A 13,994-nucleotide genomic window follows, 5' to 3' on the forward strand; every position below is an offset into this window, starting at 1 on the left:
TTCATTAGGAGTTTCACGATGGAAATGCTGAAGTTTGGTAAGTTTGCTGCTCTGGCTCTGGCTCTGTCCGTAGCCGTTGGTTGCTCGTCTAAAGGCGGCGACAATGCCGGTGAAGGCGCAGCTGTTGATCCAAACGCTGGTTACGGCGCTAACACTGGTGCAGTTGACGGCTCCCTGAGCGAAGAAGCTGCTCTGCGCGCTATCACCACTTTCTACTTCGAATACGACAGTTCGGACCTGAAGCCAGAAGCCATGCGCGCTCTGGACGTTCACGCGAAGGACCTGAAAGCTAACGGCGCTCGCGTTGTTCTGGAAGGTAACACCGACGAACGTGGTACTCGTGAGTACAACATGGCACTGGGCGAGCGTCGTGCGAAAGCCGTTCAGCGCTACCTGGTACTGCAAGGTGTTGCTCCGGGCCAACTGGAACTGGTTTCCTACGGTAAAGAGCGTCCAGTTGCTACTGGCCACGACGAGCAGTCCTGGGCTCAAAACCGTCGCGTCGAACTGCGTAAGTAATTCGTCATGCGAACGTGCCGTCGTGCTCTAACTGTATTGGCTCTCAGCCTCGCACCGCTTGCGGTGTGGGCTGCGGTTCCTGTGGAAGATAGCAACTCTGGCTATAACAATAGCGGGAGCAGTTATCCGCCAGCGGGTTATGGCACGAACGGCGCCTATGCTGGGGGGGCGGCTACGTCCGCCCCCTCGGCACAGGGCGAACTGTTCAACCAGCTGCAACGCATGCAGGATCAATTGTCGCAGCAACAAGGCACCATTGAAGTTCTGCAGAATCAAGTGAACCAGCTGAAGCAAGAAGGCCTGGAGCGTTACCAGGATCTTGATCGACGTATTGGAGCCGGCGTAACACCTGCCGCAACTCCTGATAATTCTTCTGCCGGTGGTGCGCCAAGCGCTGCCGCCGGTGGTGCCGCAGCAGGGGCAGCGGCTGCTGGCCAAGCCCCTGCCGCCAGCAGCGAACCGGGTGATCCGGCGAAGGAAAAACTGTATTACGATGCAGCCTTCGACCTGATCAAAGCCAAGGATTTCGATAAGGCCAGCCAGGCTTTTACCGCATTCCTGCGCAAATACCCGAACAGCCAATACGCGGGCAATGCCCAGTACTGGTTGGGTGAGGTGAACCTGGCAAAGGGTGATTTACAAGCGGCGGGCCAGGCATTTGCCAAGGTCAGCCAGCTGTACCCAAAGCACGCCAAGGTGCCTGACTCGCTGTACAAACTGGCTGACGTAGAGCGCCGCCTGGGTCATACCGACAAGGTCAAAGGCATTCTGCAGCAAGTGGTTGCCCAATATCCGGGTACGTCTGCTGCCCAGTTGGCCCAGCGGGATCTGCAGCGCTTGTAAGCGATGTAGCCCGTTTAGAAGAAACCCGCGCCTGGCGCGGGTTTTTTCGTTAGAATCCACGCCCTTTTATGAAACACGCTTCCCGGGGTTGGCGCGTTGGCGCAATCCCTTGAAGTGCCTGACGGAGGCGGACAGCCTGTTTAGCTGTTACGCCCGTGGCGACTATGCAAGACACATTACGTATTACCGAAGTTTTTTACTCGTTGCAGGGTGAAACGCGAACCGCTGGCCTGCCCACCGTATTTGTACGGCTGACCGGTTGCCCGTTGCGTTGCCAATACTGTGACAGCGCCTACGCTTTCAGTGGCGGCACTGTGCGCACTCTCGACGATATCCTTGAGCAGGTTGCCGGCTTCAAGCCGCGCTACGTCTGCGTGACCGGTGGCGAGCCTCTGGCCCAGCCCAATGCCATCCCGTTGCTCAAGCAACTGTGTGATGCCGGTTACGAAGTCTCGCTGGAGACCAGCGGTGCTCTGGACATCTCTACTGTGGATTCGCGCGTAAGCCGAGTGGTCGATCTGAAGACCCCAGGCTCCAAGGAAGCGCACCGTAACCTTTACGAGAACATCGATCTGCTGACGGCCAACGATCAGGTCAAGTTCGTGATCTGTTCGCGTGACGATTATGACTGGGCGGCTTCCAAGCTGATCCAATACGGCCTCGACCGCCGTGCCGGCGAAGTGCTGTTCTCGCCGAGCCATCATGACCTGAACGCCCGCGACCTGGCCGACTGGGTCGTGGCGGACAACCTGCCGGTACGCCTGCAATTGCAGTTGCATAAATACCTGTGGAATGACGAGCCGGGGCGCTGACATGACGGATCAAAAGCGCGCCGTCATCTTGCTGTCCGGCGGCCTTGACTCCGCCACCATGGTTGCCATGGCGCAGGCGCAAGGCTACCGCTGCTACACCATGAGCTTCGACTACGGCCAACGCCACCGCGCCGAGCTGGACGCCGCCGCGCGTGTCGCCCGTGACCTGAGTGTGGTCGAGCACAAAGTGATCGGACTCAACCTCAATGGCATCGGCGGCTCGGCTCTTACCGACAGCAGCATCGATGTGCCCGAGGCGCCCAGCGAAGGCATCCCGCTGACCTACGTGCCGGCGCGCAACACCGTGTTCCTGTCGCTGGCCCTTGGTTGGGCCGAAGTCTTGAATGCCCGTGACATCTTCATCGGCGTCAATGCACTGGACTACAACGGTTATCCGGACTGCCGTCCAGAGTACGTCGAGTCATTCGAGCGCATGGCCAACCTGGCGACCAAGGCTGGTGTGGAAGGGCAAAGATTTCGTATCCAGGCCCCGCTGCAGAACATGAGCAAGGCAGACATTGTGAAGGCTGGCGTAGGACTTGGCGTGGATTACGCGCTGACTGTTTCCTGCTACCAGGCAGACGATGCTGGCCGCGCTTGTGGGAAATGTGACGCTTGCCGACTGCGTGCAGAAGGCTTCCAAACGGCTGGAATTACAGACCCAACGCGTTATTTCTGATTTATTTCAAATAAGGTGTTGAATAATCCTTAGAAATCAGTATTATACGCGCCACAACACAGCGGGTCGTTAGCTCAGTTGGTAGAGCAGTTGGCTTTTAACCAATTGGTCGTAGGTTCGAATCCCACACGACCCACCATTTTTGGCGGTTTAGAAAATCCGGAAGGCCCACGCAAGTGAGGATTTCCGGGTTTTTTTTTGCCTTCTGAAAAAGCCGCCTGCACAGACGCGGCCGACTGCCGTGCATCGGCGGCCCTCAGCCAAACCGCCCGGTAATATAGTCCTCCGTCTGCTTCATCTGCGGCTTGGTGAAGATCTCGTCCGTATTCCCATACTCAATCAATTCCCCCATGAACATGAACGCGGTGTTGTCCGACACCCGCGCGGCTTGCTGCATGTTGTGGGTCACGATGATCACCGTGTACTGCGTCTTCAACTCTGTAATCAACTGCTCGATGCGCCCGGTCGAGATGGGGTCGAGCGCTGAGGTCGGTTCGTCCAGCAGTAACACCTGCGGTCGCAGGGCAATGGTGCGCGCGATGCACAGTCGTTGTTGCTGGCCACCCGAGAGGCTCTGCGCGCTCTGGTTGAGTTTGTCTTTCACTTCATCCCACAGGGCGCCGCCGCGCAAGGCTTGCTCGACGCGGTCATTCATTTCGCGCCGGGACAATTTTTCATGATGGCGCACCGCGTAGGCGATGTTGTCGAAGATCGACATTGGAAATGGCACGGGCTTCTGGAACACCATGCCCACATGGCTGCGCAGGCGGTTCATCGAGTAGCCGGGGGCGAGGATGTTTTCGCCATTGAGCAGCACTTCGCCACGCGCTTCTTGCTTGGGGTACATCGAGTAGATGCGGTTGAACACCCGCAGCAAGGTGGACTTGCCGCAGCCCGAGGGACCGATGATGGCGGTGATGCGCTTTTCCGGAATGTCGATGTCGATGGATTTCAGGGAGCGTTGGTTGTTGTAGAAAAACTCCAACCCGCGCACCTGGATTTTGGTTTTTTCGTGAGCAATGCCGATGGCGTCCATCAGTGAGACCTATTGCGTAAAAGAATCAGGCGGGATGCCAGGCTGAGTACCAGCACGAACAGCGTGAGGACCAATGCACCGGCCCACGCGAGCGCATGCCAGTCGTCGAACGGGCTCATGGCGTACTGGAAAATAACCACAGGCACACTGGCAATCGGCTTGAGCAGGTTGCTGCTCCAGAACTGATTGCCGAAGGCGGTGAACAGCAGCGGGGCCGTTTCCCCGGTAATCCTGGCCAGCGCGAGCAGGATGCCGGTGACCACGCCGGCTTTGGCCGCCCTCAACACGATCTGCAGCGTCAGCTTCCATTGCGGCACACCCAGTGCCAGGGCCGCCTCGCGCATGGTCGAGGGTTGCAGTTGGAGCATTTCATCGGTGGTGCGTACCACCACCGGTATTACCAGCAGGGCCAAGGCCAATGCCCCCGCGATGGCAGAAAAGCCGACCTGATGATTGGTCAGCAGGTTCAGCGGCAAGATGACGCCGGTGTAGATGAACAGCCCCAGCACAATTGACGGCGCGGACAGCAGGATGTCGTTGATGAACCGCACGGTAGTTCCCAGGCGCGAGTGTCGTGCGAACTCTGCCAACCAGATGCCCGCCATCAGCCCGATGGGTGTGCCGATCAGCAACGCGATAGCGGACATCAGTGCGCTGCCATAAAACGCATTGGCCAGGCCGCCTTCGGTGCCGGGCGGTGGGGTCATCTGGGTAAACAGGCGCAGGTTGAGCGCCTGGAAGCCGTTGATGATGGTCGTCACTAAAATCCACGCCAGCCACAGCAGGCCAAAGGCCGTAGCGCCGCAACTGAGGAACATGGCCACGCCGTTTTTAAGCGCGCGTTTTCGATAAAGGCGTTCGTTCGCGTTCATAGCCCTTCCTTACGCGACAGGCGCATCAGCATCAGCCGCGCCAACGCCAGCACGACGAAGGTCACGATAAACAGCAGGAAGCCCAAGGCGATCAGCGCCGAGCGATGCAGGTCGGTGTAGGCCTCGCTGAACTCGTTGGCGATGACGGACGCGATGGAACTGCTGGGCATCAGCAACGAGGCGGAAAACTGCTGGGCGTTACCCAGTACGAAGGTCACGGCCATGGTCTCGCCAAGGGCACGACCCAGGCCGAGAAAGATGCCGCCGACCACCGCCGACCGGGTGTAAGGCAAGACGATGTCCCACACCACTTCCCAGGTGGTGCTGCCCAAGGCGTAAGCGGATTCTTTCAATTGCGTCGGCACACTGCGAAACACCTCATGCATCACCGACGTGATAAACGGCATGATCATCACTGCCAGCACGATGCCGGCGGTCAGCATGCCAATCCCCAGCGGTGGGCCCTGGAACAGCGAGCCGACAAAGGGCAGGGCGCCCAGGTAGTCATTGATCAAGGGCGACAGGTGTTCGGCCATAAACGGCCCGAAAACGAACAGGCCCCACATGCCATAGATGATCGATGGAATACCAGCGAGCAATTCAATGGCTGATGCGACCGGCATCTTCAGCCAGGGCGGCGCGACTTCCGTGAGAAAAATCGCGATGCCGAAACTGACCGGGACGGCAATCAGCAAGGCCAGAAACGAGGTCACCAGGGTGCCGTAGATCGGCACCACGGCGCCAAAGTGGTTATTGACCGCATCCCACTCGGTGCTGGTGATGAAATCGAAACCAAAGGTCTTGAACGCCAGTGCGCCTCCCCAAAGCGTCGAGGCTGCAATGGCTGCCAGCAGCAGTAAGACCAACATGGCTGCGCCGAACAGTGTGCGTTTGAACCACAGATCGTGGCGTTGATCGCGGGCCGCGCGGCTGTCGCTCCTTGAGTCGCCGGCGTGAGTTGTCATAACCAGGGTTTGGACGCTTTCGTTCATATCAGATGTGCTCACCGCCTTCCTCAAGCAATGAGGAAGGCGGTCATAGGGCGAATCAGTTGGTGAAGTCAGACTTCCAGTAACCTTCGATTCGCGTCACCAGAGAGTCCGGCAATGCTACGTAGTCCAGTGCCGCTGCCTGTTGCTGACCTTTTTCCAGTGACCACTTGAAGAAGCTGAACGCCGCCTGGCTCTGCTCGGCGTTCTTGGGCTGCTTGTACATGATGATCCAGGTGGTGGCCGTAATTGGCCACGCGCCTTCGCCTGGCGCGTTGGTCATGATCAGGTTGAAGTCTTTGGCGTTGGCCCAGTCGGCGGTGTCTGCGGCGGCCTGGAACGCCTTGGCGTCAGGTTTGACGAACTTCCCCGAAGCATTCTTCAACTGGGCGTACGTCATCTTGTTCTGTAAGGCGTAGGCGTATTCCACAAAGCCGATGGAGTTTTTGATCTGCTTCACGTAGGCAGAAACGCCTTCGTTACCCTTGCCACCCACGCCGACCGGCCAGGGCACGGTGGTGCCGAAGCCGATCTTGGTTTTCCAGCTCTCGCTGACTTTGGACAGGTAGTTGGTGAAGTTGTACGAAGTGCCCGAGCCGTCGGAGCGGTGCACCACGGTGATGTTCGCCACCGGCAGGTTCAAGCCGGGGTTGAGCGCGGCGATTGCCGGGTCGTTCCAGGCCTTGATGTCACCGAGAAAGATCTTCGCCAGGACGTCACCATCGAGTTTCAACTGGCCTGCGGCCACACCTTCGACGTTCATCACCGGCACGATGCCGCCAATCACGCTGGGGAACTGGCCCAGGCCGCCGGCTTTGAGTTCATCGGCGGACAGCGGCGCGTCAGAGGCGCCGAAGTCAACGGTGGCCGCCTTGATTTGGGCGATACCGCCGCCGGAGCCGATTGACTGGTAGTTGATGCGGTTGCTGGAGTTCTTGCTGTAGTCCTGTGACCACTTGGACAGCACCGGGTAGACGAAGCTCGACCCGGCACCGGTAACGTCAGTGGCGTGGGCCACGCCGCTCAGGCACAGGGCGGTCAACAAAACGGACAGACTTTTTTTGCTCGGCAACATCACGACAACACCTCAAGGAAGGGGTAAGTGGATAGGTCCACCTGTCTAAGACGTGACGATTTAATTCCTGGGATGTGTCTGTTTAATGACGGTTTGGCTTTATGAAGAAACATTTAGAAATGTTTACCCCGGTGAAAAGGGCTTAACGTTTTCCACCGGGGCATTGCTGCTTAGTTGACGTCCTGATCAATCCCCGCCTGCAATTGCTGGCTGTCACTGTGCCCGCCTACCCGCAGCGGCCCAAGGTTGATGGCTTGATCCTTACGTGTGGCGTCGTCCTGTTTCTGGGTTAATTCGTCCTTGGCGCCCAGCACCAGGTTGACCGGTGATTTTGAAACGTTCAGCCCGACATCGACGCGATAATCGCTGCCTGCCAACGTCGTTGCCTTCACCTTGGAACCGCCCAGATCGACGTTGCCTGCCGGCGCGCTGATCCGTGCGCCGGTCAGGTGCGTTTCACCGCTCACCTGCAGATTGACGCCCTGAGTACCCCGGATACCGGACGCTTGAGCGACGCTGTCTTTGGCGACACGGCTGACATCCAGGTTCAAGGTCGGGGTGTAGGTGGTTTTACCGCTCTTGTCACCGAACAGCACGCTTTCTGCGGTATCAGCCACCGAGCTGCCAGGGGTGTTCTTGCCACTGACGGCAACGCTGTCACTGGTTTTTGGCCAAACCTTATCCTTGAGGTTGGACAGGTGAGAGCCCAAAGCATCCTTCTTGTCCGCGAGGTACGTCTTGGCTTTGTCGACGCGGGTACCGATCGCTCCACGGGGTTGCGGGTTCACGTCGTAGCTGTCGCTACGGGTGAGTTTCTCGCCCAGGCGCTCCTTGGCGTTGGCCACGTTTTCCCTGGCCGAAGCGAGGTGTTCGGTGCCCTTGTCGACGGCGTTCTCCAGCTTTTCGCGGTGCTTGTCGAAGGCGCCCTCGGCCTTGGCTTGCACCTTGTCCTTGAGCGGCCCGGTGGTCTTGGCCAGTTTGTTGACCACGCCGGGCTGGTTTTTCTCGACGTCGAGCTTGGCATCGACATTGACCTGAGTACTGCTGATGTGGTCCTGGCGACTCTCGACCACCAAGTCCCCGCCAACCTTGCCGCTCACCTGACCCGCTTCGATCCGTGCGCCAGCCAGGTGGGTATCGCCGGCACTGTTGATCGTCACGCTATCTGCCTTGATCAGGCTGTCGTGCTGTGCAGTGCTTTGCAGGTGATCCACATCGACCTTGGCCCGGGCATTGATGCCAAGTTGGGTCTTGGGTGTGTCGTGCTCACCGGCATCGGCCAGGGTGGTCTTGCCGCCACTGCCGCCCGCGCCGAGGGTGACGCCCCAGCTGTCATGGGCCTGAGTGGACTGCGCCGACTCTTGCAGGACGCCGCCGTTTTGCGCGTCGAGTTTGACGCTGGCAGCGGTGATCTGCGTGCCTTGCAAGTGGATGGCATCCTTCGCATCCGCGCCGCTGGCGAGGCTGACCTTGCCGTTGCTGTGCAACTGCCCAACGACTGCGGTCTGATCGTTTTCGGCGACCTTGCCGATGTTGAAGTTGGCGCTCAGGTTGCCGGTCTTGCCGCTGCTTTCGGCACTGCTGGTCTTGCCGGCACCGACGGTCAGGCCGCCGCCCAGGTTGCTGCCGTTACTCACGTGGGTGTCGGTTGCCGCTTGCAGGTCCAGCTTGCCGCCGGAAGTCAGGCTGATATCGCCGGTGTTGGCGGTGCTGCTGCCGACCTGGGTGCCTTGCAGGGTCATGTCGCCGCCGCTGCTGAGTGCGACGGGCCCGCTGCCCTGAAGCGTCGCGACACGTGCCTGGCTGTCGCGGGTGTCCAGTTGCTTATGGTCCAACTGCACACCGGCACCGAGGTTGACGTTTGTGCCGTTCGCGCCTGGCGCCGTGCCCACGGTCAATGAACCATTGCCGCGCAGACTGCTGCTGGTTTCGCTCTGGGTATCGTTGGCCTGATTGAGCGCCAACTCACCCCCCGCCTTGAGGTTGATGCCCGCCTGGCCACCGTTGAACTGGCTGCCCTCATAACGTGCATCGCCCTTGGCCTCGATGTTCACGCCTTGGGTGGCGGCGTAGCTGCCGACCACCGCCGTGCTGGCGGTTTGGCGCACGTCGCTGCTGCCGCCTGTGCCGCTGCCGCGTAGGTTCAGGTCTTCACCGGTGGTGGTGTAGCCCCGCACGCCCGTCTTGGCGTCCACGCCTTGCTCGCTGCTGCTGTGGGTATTGGCCGCCGCCGTGGCGACATGCTCGCCGGCATCGATCTTCAGGCCGCCATCGGTGGCGCGGTATTGAGTGCCTTCATCCTGCAACTTGTTGGCAACATTGACCTGCACCGTGGCACCACTGAACTGGCTGACCACGGCCGTGCTGTCCTGCTGTGTGCGACTTTTGCTGGTATGACCGACTTCCACATCCAGCCCGACATTGGGTTGCTCGAAGGCATCAAGCAAACCTGGCTGATGGAATTTGGCCTGGGCCATGCCTTCGATCGCTTTTTCGATAGGCCGGGTGACACCTTTGTATTCGACATTGGCGCCGACATCGGCGGTCCAACCGTTCTCCTTGTGGGTGCTGGTCTCGCTGTTGTGCGCCGCCTGGTTATCGACCTGACCTGCATTGACCACTAACTCGGCACCGGCCTGCACCTGCGCGCCCTGGCTGGTGAGGGTGTTGCCGGCGTTGAGGGTCAGTTTGCCGGCCGCCGCGACGTTGCTGGTTTGCGCGGTGGTTGTACTGCGGGTGTCATTGCTGCTCTGGTGGCTGAACTGCGCGCCGTTGCCGGCGCGGTCAAGGCCTGCGGTGTAGTAGACGCCGCCGCCGATGGTGGTCTGGTCGGTGTCGCTGTGAGTGCTGTCATGGGCCGACAGCAGTTCGACGTTTTTGCCGCTCAAGGTCGCATCGCCCTCGGTGGCCTTGAGGTCGGAGCCCTTGATGCTTACGTCGCCACCGGCCGTAACGGCCACGCTGCCGCCGCTGAGGCTGGACGCCTGCTGTTGCGTGGTGTCGGTCTTGTTGGTGTGCTGCTGGTCTTCGTAGCTCACGCCCGCGCGGTACTGGCGGGTGCCATCGGCGGTTTCCCTGGCGTAGCCCTCGAAGCCTCGGGTGTGGGTGCTGGTGGTGTCGTGGGAGGTGTTTTCAGCAGCAGTGACCTTGATATCACCCTTGGCATCCGCCTGCAGTTCACCGGCGGCGGACACGTGTGAGCCACTGACGTGGATGTCCTTGGCGCTTTGCAGCTTGAGGTTGCTGTCCGAGCGCAGGTTGCTGGCAACCACGGTGCTGTCCTTGAGGTTCTGGCGGCTTTCATCCTTGGAGATGCCGAAGAATTTGCTGTCCTTGCTGTAGCTATTGTCGTGGGACGTGTCTTGTACGCCGTCGATCACCAGCGAACCTTTGTCGCTGATCACGCTGGCCTGTTTGCCGCCACGGGCCTGGCTGCCGCTGATGCGCACCTCATCCGCCTTGACGATCAGCTTGCCGTCGGCGTTGACCTTGCTGCCGGTGTTCAAGGTTTTGCCTTTATCCCCGTCGCCGTTTTTGCCGAAGAAGCTGCCACCTGTCAGGTCGCCGGAGTACGCGGTATTACTGCTGCGCTGAGTGCGGCTGGCGCTGGTGATGTCCACTTGGCGGGCGGCCAATTGGAGGTCACCCGGTGTTTTCAGCTCGGCGCCTTGCAATTGCAGTTTCTGCTGGCTGGTCAGCTCCAGGGCCTTGCCGGCCTTGAGGCTGCTGGTGACGCTGCGCTGTTCGCTGCTGGAGGTGTCCCAGTTGGCTTTCCACAGGTGCTTGCGATGATTGCCCTGATCGCGTGTTTCATGGGTTTCGGTGGCAGCGATCACCTGAAGGTCGGCGCCGCTGTTGACGTGTAAAGCAGCCCCCGCTTCCACGTTGCTGGCTTTGATCTCGGTTTTGGCGCCGGACGAGAGCGCTGCGTCCTGTTGCGCTACGACCTTGTTGCCGTGCTGGCGCGAGTCCTTGTCGGTGGTGGTGCGGTCATAGGTTTCATAGGTGAACAGGAAGTTGCTGTTGTCCCACTGTTCACGCTTTTCCTGGAGCTTGCGGCTTTCCAGGCTGCCAAGCGTCAGGTTGCGGCCGGCGTCGAGTTTGACGTTGCGCGCGCTGACATCGGTGGCGGCCAGGCTCAGGTCCTTGGCGCTGTGCACGTCGACATCGCCCTGGCGGCTTTGCACGCTCGCGCGGGTGGCGTCGAGGCTGTTGGCGTGGACTTGGCCGCTGATATCGAGGTCGCCGGCCGAGCTGATCTTCACCCCATCACGCCCCTCCACGTTTACGGCACCCACGCGCACGCCGGCGCCGTCGGCGGTGCTGACGATGTTGATGCGCCCGGCCTGCATCGCCCCGAACAGACGGGCGTCGATACGCTGGTCCTGGGTTTTGCTGGCCGGGTCTACCTGGCGCACCTGGCCGCTGGCGTAGTCGACCTGGTTGCGGCCGACGGTGAGGTTCAATTGATCACGCGCACTCAGGCGACCGTCGCTGTCGATGCGCGGCGCGATCAGGTTGATCGAACCCTCGCGGTTTTGCAGGCCCTGGCCTTGTACCGTCAGCTGGCCACGGGCATCACGGGTGTTCAAGGCTTGCAGCTTGCCGTCGTTGAGTTCAGGGCGGCCCACCACCAGGCTGGCATTCGGGGTGTTGATGAAACTGCCGCCGTTGACAGAGATGCCGTTAGGGTTGGCCAGCACATAGTCGGCCGCCCGGCCAAAAATCTCCTGGGCGCCGTTGAGGGTTGAGGCGTTGCGGCTGATCACTTCGTTGAGGATTACGCTCGCCGCCTGGCCCTGGAACTGCGGGTTGGCTGCCAACTGCCCGGCGAGTTGGGATTGGCCGGCCTGCAAGGCGTTGTTCAGCACGACGCCCTGGCGGTCGACGTTGTAGTCCAGAAACTGGTTATGGGACAGGCCACCGGCATTCGGCGCGACGATGTTGATGATCGGCACGCCCCCCTGGTTTTGCAGTTGCGGCGTACCGCCGGGCCCTTCGACGACGGTCAACCCTGCGGCCACCACCAGTTGCGGCAGCAGAAACAGGCTGGCGATGGCCCAGCGCAGTCTGCCTTGAGGTGAAAGGTGAAACGTATGTGTGTCAGTCGGCATAAATAATTTCGCTCTGTGTTGGCTGATCCGCGACGTGCGTTGTTCGTTGCAACGCTGCTGTGGTGGTCAGGGATTACGGTTATTTCAGGCTAAACAGATATCGGCTCATATTTGCAGGCTCAGGCGCGTCAGCCACACATCCGGCTCCTGGGCAAAACCTGCGGGGGTGTTGAGGTTGTGTTGGTAATCGAGGTCGAGCTGCACGTTCTTCCAGCTCAGGTTGAGCCCGGCACTGGCAGCGCTCAGGCGTTGGCCTTGGGCGCCGTGTTCGCGTTTGACCCAGCCGTTGTCCAGGCCCAGGCGTGGCGTGATCTTGACCGCCAGGTCGCTGTTGAGCGGCAGGCGCAAGGTGTTGCGCCATACCGCGCCGATGGCTCCCGACGCGCTGTTTTCGCGGTAGCCACGCACGGCCGAGTCGTCGGTGCCCAGCAGTTGTTCAATGGCGGGCAGCGTGTCCGGGCTGTATTGCGCCGACAGCTGGCTCTGCCACTGCCACGGTTGGCCCAGCCATTGGCCGTTGCGCCATTGAGTCAGGTTGGCGCGGTACTTGTGGAATTGCGCCTGGGGCAGGTTTTTCTGCACGTGGTCGGCATCGCGATCGGCGCCGAACCAGGTCAGGCCTTGGGCGTAATTGACGTCGAGGTTCCACACCGCGCTGTTGAGCCAGAACAGATTCACGCCGGCCTCGGCCACGGTCAGCGTTGGGCTCTGGATGCCCAGGCGAACCTTTTGCAGGTAGCTGTCGACGTCCTTGTAGGCCAGTTGCAGGTTGGCGCTGAGTTGATGGCCCTGGTCGCGCCACAACACCCGGTCGGTGCGCAAGCTGACCTGATCGGTGCGGCCGCTGTTATAAAACGTGGCGCTGCTGAGCTTGAAGGGCGAGCGGTATTCGGCATGGCTGGCGAACAGGCTGTAGGTCCAGTAGCCGTAAGGGATGGAATAAAACAGGCTGTTGCTGCGGCTGTAGCGCGGGCCGTGATTGAGCGTGTCGCTGAAGCTCAGGTTGAGCGAATCGTTGAGTTCCAACGGGCTGTCCAGGCTCAGGCTGATGGCATTGCGATCACGGCCGGTGCCGGCGCTGCCGAGGTTATCCACACCCAGTCCGAGCCCCCAACGCGAGGCCGTGCTGCGCGAGTGCAGGATGATTCGCGATGCGCCAGGTTCGCTGCCAGGGGCGATGTCGGCGGTGAGGTCCACCGAGCGCAGGCGATTGAGCTGGTCCAGGCCTTGTTCCAGGTCGCGCAGGTTCAGCGGCTTGCCGAGCATCCCGGGAAACGCTCCGCGTAACGACACGGGCAGGCTCTGGTCAGTCAATTCGACGGCTTCGACGTAGCCTTCTTCGACGTGAATATCCAGCGGGTGCCCAGCGGCCGGCGTGCTGATCAGGTACGGGCGGCTGGCGATGTAGCCGGCCTCAGCGTACAGGCGGGTAATCTCGGCCAACAGGCGGTTGATCTGGGTGACGCCCATGCAGGCGGCCACATAGGGTTCGACGTGTTTGTTCAGCTCAGCGTTACTGAACAAGGTCACACCGGCCACGCGTGTACCGCGCAAGGACCAACAGCGTTGGTCTTTGGCGACCCCCTCAGGCAAGGCCGGTGTGGCTGGTTGCGCGCCGAAACTGCCTCTTTGTATCTGCCGCTGGCGTTGCTCGAGTTGCAGTTGTTGCAAGTCGCGCTGCTGTTGTTGCTGCAGGCGCAGGGCTTCCTGACCGAGCTGCGGTCCCTCGGCGGCGGCCACCGGCAGCGCACACAGGCAGAGCAGGGCGGCGCCTATTTTCTGGATACAACACGGGCGATTGGTTGAGGGCTGATTCGGCACTCGACATCCTTAACGTAGAAATACACTCGATTCATGCCCATCGAGCCAAACCATCAACTCGGGGACTTGCCGCACTTGAGTTATCAATAAACGGTTTGTTACATCGTCTGTAGGATTTATTACGTAAAACGTGAGGAATGCCGCGTTATTCAGCAAAAAAATGCACAAAGGTGGTGCGCAGGTGCCCTGTGGGCACCTGATGGGGTTGGTTTTGCGGGTTCTTTCGTATTAACG

10 protein-coding genes and 1 tRNA gene are annotated in these 13,994 nt (G+C 60.4%); 5 read left to right on the forward strand and 6 right to left on the reverse strand.

All coding sequences use genetic code 11. The features are described 5' to 3' along the window. The first annotated feature begins 18 nt into the window (after positions 1-18). The 5 genes from pal to ACLBW8_RS21575 all read left to right on the forward strand — a co-directional run bounded on the left by pal (position 19) and on the right by ACLBW8_RS21575 (position 2,992). Entirely contained in the window at positions 19-519 is a 501-nt protein-coding gene (gene pal / locus ACLBW8_RS21555; RefSeq protein ID WP_003209827.1) for a peptidoglycan-associated lipoprotein Pal, read from the forward strand. Positions 520-525: 6 nt separating this feature from the next. Further along, the gene (gene ybgF / locus ACLBW8_RS21560; protein ID WP_064453922.1) at positions 526-1,362 is read left to right on the forward strand and encodes a tol-pal system protein YbgF; all 837 of its coding nucleotides are present in this window, start codon (positions 526-528) and stop codon (positions 1,360-1,362) included. Between the two features lie 164 nt (positions 1,363-1,526). After that, on the forward strand, positions 1,527-2,174 hold the full coding sequence (gene queE, locus ACLBW8_RS21565; protein WP_447806251.1) for a 7-carboxy-7-deazaguanine synthase QueE: 648 nt from the start codon (positions 1,527-1,529) through the stop codon (positions 2,172-2,174). 1 nt (position 2,175) lies between these two features. Beyond that, positions 2,176-2,853, forward strand: coding sequence for a 7-cyano-7-deazaguanine synthase QueC (gene queC, locus ACLBW8_RS21570; RefSeq protein WP_447806252.1), 678 nt, complete (start codon positions 2,176-2,178; stop codon positions 2,851-2,853). A gap of 63 nt (positions 2,854-2,916) precedes the next feature. Next, positions 2,917-2,992: transfer RNA gene (locus ACLBW8_RS21575), tRNA-Lys, on the forward strand. Positions 2,993-3,109: 117 nt separating this feature from the next. Here the strand turns inward: ACLBW8_RS21575 and pstB are convergent. The 6 genes from pstB to ACLBW8_RS21605 all read right to left on the reverse strand — a co-directional run bounded on the left by pstB (position 3,110) and on the right by ACLBW8_RS21605 (position 13,760). After that, on the reverse strand, positions 3,110-3,889 hold the full coding sequence (gene pstB, locus ACLBW8_RS21580) for a phosphate ABC transporter ATP-binding protein PstB (protein WP_447806253.1): 780 nt from the start codon (positions 3,887-3,889) through the stop codon (positions 3,110-3,112). After that, entirely contained in the window at positions 3,889-4,761 is an 873-nt protein-coding gene (gene pstA / locus ACLBW8_RS21585) for a phosphate ABC transporter permease PstA (protein WP_128589850.1), read from the reverse strand. The genes pstB and pstA overlap by 1 nt, the downstream gene beginning before the upstream one ends. Further along, on the reverse strand, positions 4,758-5,726 hold the full coding sequence (gene pstC, locus ACLBW8_RS21590; protein WP_447806254.1) for a phosphate ABC transporter permease subunit PstC: 969 nt from the start codon (positions 5,724-5,726) through the stop codon (positions 4,758-4,760). The genes pstA and pstC overlap by 4 nt, the downstream gene beginning before the upstream one ends. A gap of 82 nt (positions 5,727-5,808) precedes the next feature. Continuing rightward, positions 5,809-6,825 (reverse strand): phosphate ABC transporter substrate-binding protein PstS, encoded by a 1,017-nt coding sequence (gene pstS / locus ACLBW8_RS21595; protein WP_082895948.1) that lies wholly within the window; start codon positions 6,823-6,825, stop codon positions 5,809-5,811. A gap of 170 nt (positions 6,826-6,995) precedes the next feature. Next, positions 6,996-11,939, reverse strand: a complete 4,944-nt coding sequence (locus ACLBW8_RS21600) for a hemagglutinin repeat-containing protein (RefSeq protein WP_447806255.1) — start codon at positions 11,937-11,939, stop codon at positions 6,996-6,998. 105 nt (positions 11,940-12,044) lie between these two features. After that, positions 12,045-13,760, reverse strand: a complete 1,716-nt coding sequence (locus ACLBW8_RS21605; protein WP_447806256.1) for a ShlB/FhaC/HecB family hemolysin secretion/activation protein — start codon at positions 13,758-13,760, stop codon at positions 12,045-12,047. Positions 13,761-13,994: the final 234 nt, after the last annotated feature.

Source organism: Pseudomonas sp. M5A4_2d, from assembly GCF_053345295.1.

What these genes read in the sequence shown, in the direction of transcription:
- pal (WP_003209827.1), top strand. Translation starts at nt 19, where the DNA reads ATGGAAATGCTGAAGTTTGGTAAGTTTGCTGCTCTGGCTCTGGCTCTG.
- ybgF (WP_064453922.1), top strand. Translation starts at nt 526, where the DNA reads ATGCGAACGTGCCGTCGTGCTCTAACTGTATTGGCTCTCAGCCTCGCA.
- queE (WP_447806251.1), top strand. Translation starts at nt 1,527, where the DNA reads ATGCAAGACACATTACGTATTACCGAAGTTTTTTACTCGTTGCAGGGT.
- queC (WP_447806252.1), top strand. Translation starts at nt 2,176, where the DNA reads ATGACGGATCAAAAGCGCGCCGTCATCTTGCTGTCCGGCGGCCTTGAC.
- pstB (WP_447806253.1), bottom strand. Translation starts at nt 3,889, where the DNA reads ATGGACGCCATCGGCATTGCTCACGAAAAAACCAAAATCCAGGTGCGC.
- pstA (WP_128589850.1), bottom strand. Translation starts at nt 4,761, where the DNA reads ATGAACGCGAACGAACGCCTTTATCGAAAACGCGCGCTTAAAAACGGC.
- pstC (WP_447806254.1), bottom strand. Translation starts at nt 5,726, where the DNA reads ATGACAACTCACGCCGGCGACTCAAGGAGCGACAGCCGCGCGGCCCGC.
- pstS (WP_082895948.1), bottom strand. Translation starts at nt 6,825, where the DNA reads ATGTTGCCGAGCAAAAAAAGTCTGTCCGTTTTGTTGACCGCCCTGTGC.
- ACLBW8_RS21600 (WP_447806255.1), bottom strand. Translation starts at nt 11,939, where the DNA reads ATGCCGACTGACACACATACGTTTCACCTTTCACCTCAAGGCAGACTG.